This is a genomic window from Chromobacterium sp. LK1 (assembly GCF_001043555.1).
GTDB classification, from domain to species: domain Bacteria; phylum Pseudomonadota; class Gammaproteobacteria; order Burkholderiales; family Chromobacteriaceae; genus Chromobacterium; species Chromobacterium aquaticum.
Window position 1 is genome coordinate 38,152 of record NZ_LDUI01000001.1, and the last position, 12,577, is coordinate 50,728.

At 61.1% G+C, this 12,577-nt stretch carries 12 protein-coding genes; 6 read left to right on the plus strand and 6 right to left on the minus strand.

What is annotated here, in order from left to right:
* Positions 1-18: 18 nt before the first annotated feature.
* The 5 genes from htpX to VI26_RS00200 all read left to right on the plus strand — a co-directional run bounded on the left by htpX (position 19) and on the right by VI26_RS00200 (position 5,884).
* On the plus strand, positions 19-900 hold the full coding sequence (gene htpX, locus VI26_RS00180) for a protease HtpX (RefSeq protein WP_048407730.1): 882 nt from the start codon (positions 19-21) through the stop codon (positions 898-900).
* Positions 901-1,001: 101 nt separating this feature from the next.
* Positions 1,002-1,988, plus strand: a complete 987-nt coding sequence (locus tag VI26_RS00185) for a TerC family protein (protein ID WP_048407731.1) — start codon at positions 1,002-1,004, stop codon at positions 1,986-1,988.
* A 158-nt stretch (positions 1,989-2,146) separates the two neighbouring features.
* The gene (locus VI26_RS00190; RefSeq protein ID WP_048407732.1) at positions 2,147-2,866 is read left to right on the plus strand and encodes a response regulator; all 720 of its coding nucleotides are present in this window, start codon (positions 2,147-2,149) and stop codon (positions 2,864-2,866) included.
* Positions 2,863-4,311 (plus strand): ATP-binding protein, encoded by a 1,449-nt coding sequence (locus VI26_RS00195; RefSeq protein ID WP_048407733.1) that lies wholly within the window; start codon positions 2,863-2,865, stop codon positions 4,309-4,311. Before VI26_RS00190 ends, VI26_RS00195 begins: the two co-directional genes overlap by 4 nt.
* 493 nt (positions 4,312-4,804) lie before the next feature.
* Positions 4,805-5,884, plus strand: a complete 1,080-nt coding sequence (locus tag VI26_RS00200) for a porin (protein WP_048407734.1) — start codon at positions 4,805-4,807, stop codon at positions 5,882-5,884.
* A 94-nt stretch (positions 5,885-5,978) separates the two neighbouring features.
* On the opposite strand, the gene VI26_RS00205 is transcribed toward VI26_RS00200, so the two are convergent.
* The 6 genes from VI26_RS00205 to VI26_RS00230 all read right to left on the minus strand — a co-directional run bounded on the left by VI26_RS00205 (position 5,979) and on the right by VI26_RS00230 (position 10,781).
* Positions 5,979-6,284 (minus strand): hypothetical protein, encoded by a 306-nt coding sequence (locus VI26_RS00205; protein WP_048407735.1) that lies wholly within the window; start codon positions 6,282-6,284, stop codon positions 5,979-5,981.
* 125 nt (positions 6,285-6,409) lie between these two features.
* Positions 6,410-7,273: a hypothetical protein gene (locus VI26_RS00210; RefSeq protein ID WP_048407736.1), complete on the minus strand. Its 864-nt coding sequence runs from the start codon at positions 7,271-7,273 to the stop codon at positions 6,410-6,412.
* 183 nt (positions 7,274-7,456) lie between these two features.
* The gene (lipA, locus tag VI26_RS00215) at positions 7,457-8,404 is read right to left on the minus strand and encodes a lipoyl synthase (protein WP_048407737.1); all 948 of its coding nucleotides are present in this window, start codon (positions 8,402-8,404) and stop codon (positions 7,457-7,459) included.
* On the minus strand, positions 8,401-9,024 hold the full coding sequence (gene lipB, locus VI26_RS00220; RefSeq protein ID WP_048407738.1) for a lipoyl(octanoyl) transferase LipB: 624 nt from the start codon (positions 9,022-9,024) through the stop codon (positions 8,401-8,403). The genes lipA and lipB overlap by 4 nt, the downstream gene beginning before the upstream one ends.
* Before the next feature lie 16 nt (positions 9,025-9,040).
* Entirely contained in the window at positions 9,041-9,307 is a 267-nt protein-coding gene (locus VI26_RS00225) for a YbeD family protein (RefSeq protein ID WP_048407739.1), read from the minus strand.
* A gap of 328 nt (positions 9,308-9,635) precedes the next feature.
* The gene (locus VI26_RS00230) at positions 9,636-10,781 is read right to left on the minus strand and encodes a D-alanyl-D-alanine carboxypeptidase family protein (protein WP_048407740.1); all 1,146 of its coding nucleotides are present in this window, start codon (positions 10,779-10,781) and stop codon (positions 9,636-9,638) included.
* A 216-nt stretch (positions 10,782-10,997) separates the two neighbouring features.
* Between VI26_RS00230 and ilvA the strand changes: the two genes are divergently transcribed.
* Positions 10,998-12,527: a threonine ammonia-lyase, biosynthetic gene (gene ilvA, locus VI26_RS00235; protein WP_048407900.1), complete on the plus strand. Its 1,530-nt coding sequence runs from the start codon at positions 10,998-11,000 to the stop codon at positions 12,525-12,527.
* Positions 12,528-12,577 lie beyond the last annotated feature (50 nt).

Consider the following 12,577-nt stretch of genomic DNA (forward strand, 5'->3'; position numbering starts at 1 on the left):
AACGCAAGGGCCAACACCATGAAACGAGTCATCCTATTAATCGCCACCAACATCGCCGTGATGGTGGTGCTGAGCATTGTGGCCAGCTTGTTGGGGCTGAACCGCTTCATGACCGGCAACGGTCTGAACCTGGGCACGCTGCTGGGCTTTGCCGCGGTGATGGGCTTCGGCGGCGCCTTCATCTCGCTGATGTTGTCCAAGACCATGGCCAAGTGGAGCACCGGCGCGCGGGTGATCGAAACTCCGAGCAATGAGACCGAGCGCTGGTTGGTGTATACCGTGCAGAAGCTGGCCAGCCGCGCCAATCTGCCGATGCCGGAGGTGGCGGTGTACGAGGGTGAGCCGAATGCCTTCGCCACCGGCCCGAGCAAGTCGAATTCGCTGGTGGCGGTGTCCACCGGCCTGCTGGCCTCGATGACGGAAGAAGAAGTGGAAGCGGTGCTGGCGCACGAAGTCGCCCATATCCAGAACGGCGATATGGTGACGCTGACGCTGATTCAGGGCGTGGTCAACACCTTCGTGTTCTTCCTGGCGCGCGTGGTCGGTTATCTGGTGGACAGTTTTCTGCGCCGCAATGACGAACAGTCCAGCGGCCCGGGCATAGGCTATATGGTCACCGTCATCGTCTGTGAGATCGTGTTCGGCATCCTGGCCTCGGCCATCGTGATGTACTTCTCGCGTCAGCGCGAATTCCGCGCCGACGCTGGCGCGGCTACCTTGCTGGGCGGCGCGCGTCCCATGGTCAACGCCTTGCGCCGCCTCGGCGGCGTCGCCGCCGGCGACCTGCCGCAGAATATGGCGGCTTCCGGCATCTCCGGCGGGCGCGGTGGCCTGATGGCGCTGTTCTCCAGCCATCCCAGCATCGAGGAGCGCATCGGCGCGCTGGAACACGGTCGTTAAGTCTTGATTCGCCGTCGCGATAGCGGCGGCGGATGGTTTGAATTCAGGCCCCGGGGCGGTTTGCTCGGCCCGGGGCCTTTCTGTTGCCAAAAGGAATGCGTATGGAATGGTTGAGCGCCGGTTTTGCCGGCTATCCTTTGTGGGTGTGGCTGATGTTCATGGCCATTGTGCTGGCGCTGCTGGCTTTTGACCTGGGCGTTTTGCACAAGGAAGAAAAAGAGATCGGGGTCAAGGAAAGCCTGATGCTGTCGGCTTTCTACATCGGCGTCGGCCTGGCCTTCGGCGGCTGGATCTGGTGGTATCAGGGCGCGGATGCCGGCATGCAGTATCTGACCGGCTACGTGGTGGAGAAGTCGCTGTCCATGGACAATGTCTTCGTGATGTCCCTGATCTTCTCCAGCCTGGCGGTGCCGCGGCTATACCAGCACCGCGTGCTGTTTTGGGGGATTCTCGGCGTCATCGTGATGCGGGCGCTGATGATAGGCCTGGGCGCGGCGCTGGTGGCGGAGTTCCAGTGGGTGCTGGTGCTGTTCGGCCTGTTCCTCATCGTCACCGGGGTCAAGATGCTGTTTTCCGATGACGAACACGCGCCTATCCAGGAAAACCGCATGTATCAATGGCTGCGTGGCCATCTGCGGCTGACCCCGGACCTGCACGGCAAGCAGTTCCTGGTGCGCGGCGAGGCGCACGGCCTGGCGCGTGGATGGTGGGCGACGCCGCTGCTGCTGGCCTTGATCATGGTGGAGAGCGCCGATCTGGTGTTCGCGGTGGACAGCATTCCGGCTATTTTCGCCATTACCCAGGACCCGTTCCTGGTGTACACCTCCAACATCTTCGCGATTCTGGGCCTGCGCGCGCTGTACTTCGCGCTGGCGGCGATGGTGCATCGCTTCCATTACCTCAAGTACGCCTTGTCGCTGGTACTTGTGCTGATCGGCATCAAGGTGGGGCTGGTGTTCTTCAACGATGTGGGCTGGGTTAGCTTCAAGATTCCCACCGCCTGGTCCCTGGCGGCGACGTTGGGCCTGTTGCTGGCCGGCGTGCTGTACTCGCTGCACAAGACGCGGGATCAGAACCCCAACGATTGAAAGACGGTCTAGCCGCCTTTTGCCGGCCCGGCGCGCTTGCGTCGGGCCGTTTTTTGTAAACCCGGTGTAAACCCAGGCTATTTCGCCACGATTTCTCCATGGCTCCCGCGGGTGGGCGCGGTATCCTAATAATAAAGCCGCAATGGAGATGAGCTGTTATGACTGTCGATTTACCAAGACTGCTGGTGGTGGATGACGATCCGGACCTGCGCGAACTGCTGTGCGAATATCTGGGCAAGCAAGGTTTCGCCGTGGATGCCGTCGGTGACGGCCAGGCGATGCAACAGGCGATCGCCGCGCAAAACTACAATATGTTGATCCTGGACCTGATGCTGCCGGGCGAGGATGGCCTGACTCTGTGCCGCAATCTGCGCGAGCGCTCTTGCATGCCCATACTGATGCTGACCGCGCGTGGCGATGAGCTGGATCGCATCATCGGTCTGGAAATGGGGGCCGACGATTATCTGACCAAGCCGTTCAGCCCGCGCGAGTTGTTGGCCAGGATCAAGAGCATTCTGCGGCGGGTATCGGATCAGCCGGCGAATGCCGCCAGCGTGCGCCGGCTGCGTTTCGCCGGCTGGACGCTGGATCTGGGCGCCCAGCACCTGTTGGACGAGGCCGGCGTGGTCACGCCGCTGTCCGGCGGCGAGTTCAAGCTGCTGCAGGCCCTGGCGGAGCACGCCAACGCGGTGATGTCGCGCGATCAGTTGATGGAAGCGATGAATGGCAAGGAGGCCGGGCCCTTCGACCGCACCGTGGATGTGATGATAGGCCGGGTGCGCCGCCGCCTGGGCGAGGACGCGCGCGAGCCGGCCTTGTTGAAGACCATACGCAGCGGCGGCTATATGCTGGCCTGCGAGGTGGAAGCCTTGCGATGAAGTGGTTGCCGCGCACGCTTTACGGCCAGATCCTGCTGACCCTGGTTGGCGGGTTGCTGTTGGCCAACGCCTTGGGCATCTACTTCATCCTCAGTGACCGCGACCGGCTCAGTAATTCCTTGCGGGTGCAATACACCGCTCAGCATATCGCCGACATCGTCAATCTATTGGACGAGTGTCCCAGCAATTATCGCGAACAAGTGATTTCCACGTTGAATCAGCCGACGCTGCTGGTGCGCATGGACCGGTTCTGGGAATCGCAGGACCAGCCTCTGAGCCTGCATGGGCGTTCGTTTCAGCAATTGATCAGGCGCGACCTGATCAAGCCCTATCCGCTGCAAGTGCTGTCCAAGCAGCAAGACTCGTCGGCAGGCGGGCGGGCCACCTGGATGGACCATGCCGGGGCCGGCCTGCAAAGTTTCTCGCCCACGCGCGAGGCCGGCGCCGCCGGCTCCATCGTCAGCGAAGAATTGAGCGCGCTGGGGCCGCTGGCTGAATTCAAGACGCATCTGGCCACGGTGCAAGCCAGGTTGAGTGACGGCACGATCTTGACCTTCAACGCTTCGCGGCCGATCTCCCTGGCGGATCAGCCGGCCCGCATCCTGGCCTGGATGCTGCTGGTGGCCTTGACCGCCGCGTTGCTGGGGGCGTGGGCGGTACGGCAATTGATCCGGCCGCTGGACCTGTTCTCGCGCGCGGCTCGAGGCTTGGCCAGCAATCTAAACCAGAAACCATTGCCGGAGACCGGCTCCGAGGAAGTGGCGGAGGCGGCCAGGACCTTCAATCGCATGCAGACCGAGTTGCAGCGTCTGCTGAAAACCCGCAGTCAGATGCTGGCGGGAGTGTCGCATGATCTGCGCTTGCCGATCACCCGCATTCGCCTGCGTCTGGAAGGCTTGGAAGAGTCCGCGGAGAAACAGGCGATCGAGCGCGACTTGTTGGAAATGGACCAACTGATCAATGACTCATTGACCTATCTGCGCGGCGGCTGCGGCAGCGAGGGCGTGGTGAAGCTCAATCTCAACGCCTTGCTGGAGAGCGTGGTGGAAGACATGGAGGCCCTGGGCTCCAATATTCAGCTACACAGCGAGCCGGCGCCGCCGGTGATGGGCAAGGTCAGCGCGCTGCGCCGCTGTCTGGGCAATCTGCTGGAGAATGCGCGCCGTTATGGCGGCGATGCGATCGAGGTCAGCCTGCGGCAGCGGGCGGAATGCGTCGAGGTGAAGATCCAGGACAATGGGCCGGGCATTGCCGAGGCCGATCTGGAACGGGTGATGGAGCCTTATGTGCGGCTGGAAGGGTCGCGCGCGCGTCATACCGGCGGCAGCGGCCTGGGCTTGGCGATTGCCCGCGCCATCGCGCGCGATCATGGCGGGAACTTGGTGTTGAGCAATCGTCCGCAAGGAGGCTTGTGTGTGCTGCTGAGTTTGCCTTTGCGGTGTTGAAGAGGGTTGTGTGTCGAAACAGCCGCGGTAGCGGCTTTTTTTGTGCCCGGCTTTGGGCGTGGCGATGTTGCCGTATTGTGTGCCGCCGGGGCTATGGCCGCAGATATTCTTAAATATTGGGATGTATTCACACTCTATTTACAATATAAGGCTATTGTAAATGGACATTTACAAAGTGATCGATTACAATCGTGTTCAGAATTCACTGATTCCAGATTCTTTTTCGATTCTCTGAATTCGAGTCAAGTCTATCCAATCTTTGCCCGCCGCGAGCGGGCTTTTTTTTTGCTCAAATGCTTGCAGTTAATGGATTTTAACAATTGTGAGCTGCAACTTTCCTGCTGCGTTACAGTCTGATTGCCTGATGTTATCTGTTGTTTTTTTGACACGACCTGTTGTTTAATGACCACAAGTTAGCAAGCCTAGTTGCAAATGTGAAACACAGGAACTAGTATTCGCTCACTTCCTAAGTAAACAGAAGGATAGCCAAATCATGAAAAAAAGTCTGATCGCCCTGATGGTTGCCACCCTGCCGGCAGCCGCTTTCGCCGATGTAACCGTATTCGGCACCATCAAAGGCGGCGTTGAATACGTCGACAGCAACAACGCTACCAAGCAAACCAATATCGATGATCTGGGCTCGCGCCTGGGTTTCAAAGGCAATGAAGACCTGGGCAACGGTCTGAAGGCCATCTGGCAAGTTGAAACCGGCTTCGGCATTGACGGCCAAAGCCGCACCGGCGACAGCAGCGGCACTTTCGCTAGCCGCGAATCCTTCGTTGGTCTGTCCTCCAACTTCGGTACTTTCCGTCTGGGCCACCTGTCCACCTACGGCGAGTCCGACATGGCTCAGGTTAACCCGTGGGAAAGCAGCAGCAACGCGCTGCAACTGAACGCCTTCACCCGCGACGACGGCTATGTTAAGAACGCCGTGCGTTTCGACACCCCGGAATTCTCTGGCTTCAAGGCTGCCTTCCTGTACGGCACCAAAGAGAACAAGCAAGCTGTTGGCAACACCAACGGCGCCGACCGTGAAATGTACAACCTGGGCCTGTCCTACGAGAACAGCGGCTTCTTCGGCAAGTACCAGTTCATCCACGAAAGCCCGATTGCCGTTGCCGTTGACGCTGGCAGCAAGGCCAATAACAAGCACCGCATCGAAGCTGGCTACAACGCCAACAATATCTTCGTGGCGCTGGGCTACCGCAATGACAAGGGTGACTACTCCGTTACCCCGTACAGCTTCCTGAACAAGGGTGCTTCCGACGTCGTGATCAACGATGGCCGTAAGTACGAATCGCAAGAATACGCGCTGACCGCTGGTTACCAGATCGGCGCCTTCATGCCCAAGTTCACCTACGCTCAGGGCAAAGACTACAAAGTTGACGGCGCTACCCAAGACAACACCGGCTACAAGCAGTACCTGCTGGGTGTTGACTACAGCCTGTCCAAGCGCACCGTGGTTGGCGCTCAGTACGGCGAAATCAAGGCTGACAGCGCGTTCCTGAACAGCAACGGCCAGAACACCGACAAGGTTAAGGCCTTCGGTCTGAACGTCGTACACAAGTTCTAAGCGTTACGGGCTAGACGTAAAGCTGCGAACAGTTTGGAATGCCGCCCCTGGTAACAGGGGCGGCATTTTTCATGGCTGGACGAAATGAGGGAGCTCAGGTCAGCAGCTTGGCGACCGCGGAGATGGCCTTGGCGGTCAGGCCTATGGCTCTGCCCACCTGTTGCAGTTGCTGCGCGGCCTGGTCGGCGGCGGCGATGGCCGCCTGCAGCGCTGCGATGGCGGTTTGGAAGTCGGCGGTGTCGGCGTTCAGTTCGCGGGCGATCAGCGCCAAGGTCTGGTTCGCCAGTTCATCCTGTTGCGCCAACAGCGTCCTGCTGTCCGCGCCCAGGCTGGCGACGGCCAGATTATTGATGCGCGACGCCAGTCCGCCGACGAGTTCGACTGCTGTGTGTTGGTCCATGCTCGTTCTCCATGCTTGGAGCCCCGTTCAAGGTCTTGAGAACAAGGGCGAAACAAGGTGAAAGTGGCCGAGAAAGCGGAATGTGCTGCAGTGGTGCATGAGCATTTCGAAGTGGTGCTCGCTCATTATTTGTCGGGCAGCTCGCGATAAAAATCGCGCAGCCGCCGCGCTTCGGCGGCGAAGGCGCGTAGCGCCTGCAGACTTGAGGCGGGCGCGTCCAGGTTTTGCAGCAACTGGCGATTGGCGGCGGGGAAGCCCTGAATCGCCTGGTCGCTGGCCTGCAGCGCGGCTTCTATCCGCTCGAGCTCGCGCAGCCTGTTGGCGATGGCGAGGTCGAACTGATAGCGCTGCCAGCTGCCGTAGGGCGGCCGGCTGAAGTTGGCGTGGCGCAGCAGGCTGTCCCGGATCACGGTCAGATAGGCGGGCAGCATGCTCAGAGCGCGGTGGCTGTTGTCGGCCAGCAGTTCGAGCCCGGGCTGGGCTGTCGCCATGACCTTGCGCAGCGCGGCTTGGCGTTGCGCGGCTGTCAGTTGTCTGCCCAGCGCGTCGGCGGCGGTGGCGAGTATTTTGGCGGCATCTTCGTTGCCGCCTTGCCGCTTGAGATCCTGGATGCTGTCGGCCAGATCCTGGGCGGCGGCATCGACCCGGGCTTCGGCCTCCCGGTCGCCGGCTAGGCCGTTCAGGGTGCGCGCGTACAGTGCCAGCGTGTCCAGCGTGGCCTGCAGCTGCCCCAGTGCGGGTGCCAGGTCGTAGCTAGCGCCGCTGCCGGTTTGAAGTCGGAATGTGTCCGGGTTCAGCGGGGCGTTGGGCGCAGTGAGCACCGCATTGAGGCGGGCGTTGTGCTGGATGCGCTCCAGGGTATTGCCGGTGCTGAGTTGAACCTTGCGGGTAGCCTGGTCGAAATCGGAGAAGGGCTTATTGGGTGGGGTGGCGCAGGCGGCCAGCAGTAGCAGTGGCAGCAGGGCCGGCAGGCGAGGACGGGTGGGCATGGCGCGGCTCCATCAGCAGGCGGGCGTGGCTGCGTCCGCGCGGTTTGCGGGATGAAACGTGTGCTGGCGCCCCAGTGGGCGCATGCCATGGTATAGCCGATCCACTGCCGCTACATGCCTGTACCAAAGACAGGGAATGAAAAAGGGAGCCCTGGGGCTCCCTGGGTCTAGCGGGACAAGCGTTTACACGCCGGCCTCGTGTGCCTGCACGTCGGCGTGGTAGCTGGAGCGGACCATCGCGCCCACCGCGGCGTGGACGAAGCCCATTTCATAGGCCTTGGTCTCGAACATCTTGAACACGTCCGGGTGTACATAGCGCAGCACCGGCAGATGGCCGTCGGAAGGTTGCAGATACTGGCCTATGGTCAGCATGTCCACATTGTGGGCGCGCAGATCACGCATCACTTCCAGAATCTCTTCGTCGGTTTCGCCCAGGCCCACCATCAGGCCGGACTTGGTGCGGACATTGGGGTTCTTGGCCTTGTAGTCCTTCAGTAGTTGCAGCGAGTGCGCGTAATCCGAGCCCGGACGCGCCTGCTTGTACAGCCGCGGCACGGTTTCCAGATTGTGGTTCATCACATCCGGCGGCGTCTGGCTCAGGATGTCGACGGCCAGGTCCAGGCGGCCGCGGAAGTCCGGCACCAGGGTTTCGATCTGGGTGTTGGGCGACATTTCGCGCACCGAGCTGATGCAGTCGGCGAAATGCTGGGCACCGCCGTCGCGCAGATCGTCGCGGTCCACCGAGGTCACCACCACGTATTTCAGCTTCATCGCGGCGACGCTTTCAGCCAGATGGCGCGGCTCGTCCGCGTCCAGCGGGTTGGGGCGGCCGTGGCCCACGTCGCAGAATGGGCAGCGGCGGGTGCAGATGTCGCCCATGATCATGAAGGTGGCGGTGCCTTTGCTGAAGCACTCGCCGATATTCGGGCAGGTGGCTTCTTCACAGACGGTGTGCAGCTTCTGTTCGCGCAAGATCTGTTTGATCTCGTGGAAGCGCTGGCCGTTGGGCAGCTTGGCGCGGATCCATTCCGGCTTTTTCAGCTTTTCGTCCAGCGGGACGATCTTGATGGGGATGCGCGCGGTTTTGGCCGCGCCCTTGTGTTTGACCCCAGCCTGGTTTTCCGGCTTCATGTCAGTTCCTCGGTGCAGTTCAGGAGGCGCTCCAGATGCGGCAGCAGCGTGTCGGCGGCGGCGGCAAGGCTCAGCTCCACTCCCAGTTGTTTCAGGTCGGTGACCTTGAGGTTGGCGTAACCGCAAGGATTGATGGAATCGAAAGGCGCCAGGTCCATGTCCACATTGAAGCTGAGGCCGTGGTAGACCGCGTGGTTCTTGATGCGCAGGCCCAGCGAGGCGATCTTGGCGCCGGCAACGTAAACGCCGGGGGCGTCCACATCGCCATTGCCGTGGATGCCCAGCTCCGCCAGCGTGTCTATCACCGCTTGTTCGATACGGCGCACCAACTCGCGCACGCCTATGCCCATGCGCTTGAAGTCCACCAGCAGGTATACCACCAATTGGCCGGGGCCGTGATAGGTGATCTGGCCGCCGCGGTCGGTTTTCACCACCGGGATGGCGGTGGCGTGCAGCAGATGCTCCGGCTTGCCGGCTAGGCCCTGGGTGTAGACGGGCGGGTGCTCGACCACCCACAGTTCATCCGGGGTGTCGGCGTTGCGGGCGTCGGTGAACGCCTGCATGGCGCGCCAGGTTGGCTCGTAGTCGACCCGGCCCAGATGTTTGACGATGCGCGACACGGCAATCTCCTGGTGCTTAGAGCACCATTTTCACCATCGGATGGCCGGTCAGCGACAGGTAGATATTATCCAGCTGTTGACGCGAGGTGGCGGTGACGGTGACGGTCAGCGCGTAGAAGCGGCCATTGGAGCTTTCGCGCAGCGTCACGTCGTGGTCGGCCAGGTCGGGCGCGTTGACGCGGACGACCTCGGTGATGGTGACGACGAATTCCTCGTGACGCTCGCCCATCACCTTGATGGGGAAGCGACAGGGGAATTCCATGAGTTCCTGTTTTTCAGACATATTCAATCAAATCCGCTAAGAACGTGTTTACGATTTTGCGAGCAAGAGCGAGACAAGGCGAAAACAGTTGAGAAAGCGGAGTGTACACACGGTACCTGAGCATTTCGAAGCGGTTTTCAACGCTGTATCGCCGAAGCGCAGCAGATCGTAAACAGGTTCTAAAGACGCCGAACCCGAAACGGGCAAAGGCGCAGCAGCCAGTTGTACTGCAAACCGGGCCGCCCGCGCCAATACATTTTACGGTCGTCTTTATTACTAAAACGCCACATCATAATACAGCCGCGGCGTCCGGGCGATGCCCGGCGCCGCGATCAACGGCGGACGCCGTTTATTTCCAGCCCAGCATCAGCTTGATGCTATCCCACAGCCGGCTGAAGAAACCGCCTTCTTCCACCGCCTTCAAGGCCACAACCGGGCGCTCGAACAGCGGCTTGCCGTCCAGGGACACCACCAGCTTGCCCACCACCTGGCCGGCTTTGACCGGGGCGATCAAGGGCTGCATGGTGGTCAGGTCGGCCTTGAGCTTGGCGGCCTGGCCCTTGGCCACGGTGGCGTAGACGTCGCTGGCGAAGCCGACGGACACGGTCTTGGTCGCACCCTTGTAGATCGGCAGTTCGGATACCGGCTTGGCTCCGCTATACAGTTTGGGCGTATCGTAAAACTGCAAGCCGTAGTTGAGCAGCTTGGAGCTTTCCACCGCGCGCGCTTCCGGACTGGCGGTGCCCACCACCACCGAAATCACGCGACGGCCGTCGCGGTGGCTGGTGGTGATCATATTGTAGCCGGCGCTATCGGTGTAGCCGGTCTTCATGCCGTCGACGTTGGGGTCGCGGTAGAGCAGCAGGTTGCGGTTGGGCTGCTTGATATTGTTGTAGGTGAAGGACTTGATCGAGTAGATCGGGTAGAACTCCGGGAAGTCGCGGATCAGCGCGCCGGCCAGGATGCCCAGATCATGCACGGTGGTGTAGTGCTCGGGGTTGGGCAGGCCGGTGGCGTTGCGGAACTGGGTATTCTTCATGCCCAGTTTCTGCGCTTGCTGGGTCATCACCTGGGCGAACACTTCTTCGCTGCCGGCAATGGCTTCGGCCAGCGTCACGCAGGCGTCGTTGCCGGATTGCACGATCATGCCCTTGATCAGGTCGTCGACCTTGGCCGGCACCTTAGGATCCAGGAACATGCGCGAGCCTTCGGTCTTCCAGCCTTTTTGCGACACCGTCAGCGTCTGTTCCAGCGTCAGCCGTTTTTCCTTCAGCGCCTTGAAGGTGAGGTAGGCGGTCATCAGCTTGGTCAGCGAAGCCGGCTCCACGCGGGAGTCCGGGTCGCGCTCGGCCAGCACTTGTCCGCTGTTGAAATCGGTCAGGTAATAGGCCTTGCCGGCGATCTCGGGCGCGGGCGGCAGGAAGGCGGCGGAGGCGAAGGAGACGGACGGCAGCGCAATCGCCGCTGCCGTGAGAATGCTGGTGAATGTTTTCATTGTTCCTATGGGCAACGCTGGGGGTTGAGGGCCTAATAGTAGCCGTTGATTATACACGCGGATTGCCGACCGGTTGCCGCAAAGTGGGGATTTTCTGCGGGCGGCTTCTCGATACTGCAATGCAACAATCCAATGTTATCAAGGCTTCCCGTAGACTTGGAGTTCCTGCTACTCTGGCAGTTCAAGCACAATAATGATCGGGACAAAGGCTTTGCCATGCAAGAGAAGCAAGACTATCTGGAACGCATCTTGACGTCGCGGGTATACGACGTCGCCATCGAAACGCCGCTGGAGCTGGCGCCCAATCTGTCGCGCCGCTACCGCAACAAGATTCTGCTCAAGCGCGAGGATTTGCAGCCGGTGTTTTCATTCAAGCTGCGCGGCGCTTACAACAAGATGGCCAAGCTCAGCCGGGAACAGCGCGAGCGCGGCGTGATCACCGCCAGCGCCGGCAACCACGCCCAGGGCGTGGCCTTGTCCGCGAGCAAGCTGGGTTGTGCCGCCACCATCGTGATGCCGGTGACCACGCCGCAGATCAAGATAGATGCGGTCAAGCAATACGGCGGCCAGGTGGTGTTGCATGGCGATTCCTTCAACGAAGCCTTCCACCACGCGACTGAATTGGCCGCTCAAAACGGCATGACCTATATCCCGCCGTTCGACGATCCGGATGTGATCGCCGGCCAAGGCACCATAGGCATGGAAATCCTGCGTCAGCATCCGGATGATCTGGACGCGGTCTTTGTCGCCATCGGCGGCGGCGGCCTGGCCTCCGGCGTCGCCAGCTTCATCAAGCGGCTCAAGCCCGAGGTCAAGGTGATAGGGGTGCAGCCGGTGGATTCCGACGCGATGCGCCAATCCATCGCCAAGGGCGAGCGCGTGGAGTTGAAGGATGTGGGTTTGTTCGCCGATGGCGTGGCGGTCAAGCTGGTGGGCGAGGAGACTTTCCGCATCTGCCGCGAGCTGTTGGATGAGATCATCCTGGTGGACACCGACGCCATCTGCGCGGCGATCAAGGACATTTTCGAAGACACCCGCTCCATCGTGGAGCCGGCGGGCGCCTTGGCGGTGGCCGGCGCCAAGGCTTATATCGAGCGCGAGGGTTGCGCCGATCAGACGCTGGTGGCGATTTCCTGTGGCGCCAATATGAATTTCGATCGTCTGCGCCACGTGTCCGAGCGTTCCGAGCTGGGCGAGCGGCGGGAAGCCGTGATCGCGGTGACCATCCCGGAAAAACCCGGCAGCTTCAAGCGCTTCTGCACCGTGATAGGCGGCCGCAACATTACCGAGTTCAATTACCGCTTCGCCGATCCCGGCACCGCCCATGTTTTCGTCGGCGTGCAGATCAGCGGCAAGCCGGATCTGGAAAGCATTCTGGCCAGCCTGAACGCCAATGATCTGGGCAGCATCGATCTGACCGACAACGAATTGGCCAAGCTGCACATCCGCCACCTGGTGGGCGGCCACGCGCCGCAGCTCAAGGACGAGCGGGTGCTGCGCTTCGAGTTTCCGGATCGGCCGGGCGCCTTGATGCGCTTCCTGGAGGCGATGAGCGTGGACTGGAACATCAGCCTGTTTCATTATCGCAACCACGGCGCCGATTACGGCCGCGTGCTGGTGGGCATTCAGGTGCCGGCCAGCGACGACGCGGAGTTCCAGCGCTTCCTCGACAATCTGGGTTATCCCTATGTCGAGGAAACCCAGAACCCGGCCTACAAGCTGTTCCTGGGCAAGACCATACGTTGAACCGGGCCGGCGGGCTGCTCGTGGTCGGCAGCCTGACGCTGTGCCACCTC

Bases quoted from the DNA above. Each gene is read 5' to 3' on its own strand.
- htpX (WP_048407730.1), top strand. From the start codon at position 19: ATGAAACGAGTCATCCTATTAATCGCCACCAACATCGCCGTGATGGTG.
- VI26_RS00185 (WP_048407731.1), top strand. From the start codon at position 1,002: ATGGAATGGTTGAGCGCCGGTTTTGCCGGCTATCCTTTGTGGGTGTGG.
- VI26_RS00190 (WP_048407732.1), top strand. From the start codon at position 2,147: ATGACTGTCGATTTACCAAGACTGCTGGTGGTGGATGACGATCCGGAC.
- VI26_RS00195 (WP_048407733.1), top strand. From the start codon at position 2,863: ATGAAGTGGTTGCCGCGCACGCTTTACGGCCAGATCCTGCTGACCCTG.
- VI26_RS00200 (WP_048407734.1), top strand. From the start codon at position 4,805: ATGAAAAAAAGTCTGATCGCCCTGATGGTTGCCACCCTGCCGGCAGCC.
- VI26_RS00205 (WP_048407735.1), bottom strand. From the start codon at position 6,284: ATGGACCAACACACAGCAGTCGAACTCGTCGGCGGACTGGCGTCGCGC.
- VI26_RS00210 (WP_048407736.1), bottom strand. From the start codon at position 7,273: ATGCCCACCCGTCCTCGCCTGCCGGCCCTGCTGCCACTGCTACTGCTG.
- lipA (WP_048407737.1), bottom strand. From the start codon at position 8,404: ATGAAGCCGGAAAACCAGGCTGGGGTCAAACACAAGGGCGCGGCCAAA.
- VI26_RS00225 (WP_048407739.1), bottom strand. From the start codon at position 9,307: ATGTCTGAAAAACAGGAACTCATGGAATTCCCCTGTCGCTTCCCCATC.
- VI26_RS00230 (WP_048407740.1), bottom strand. From the start codon at position 10,781: ATGAAAACATTCACCAGCATTCTCACGGCAGCGGCGATTGCGCTGCCG.
- ilvA (WP_048407900.1), top strand. From the start codon at position 10,998: ATGCAAGAGAAGCAAGACTATCTGGAACGCATCTTGACGTCGCGGGTA.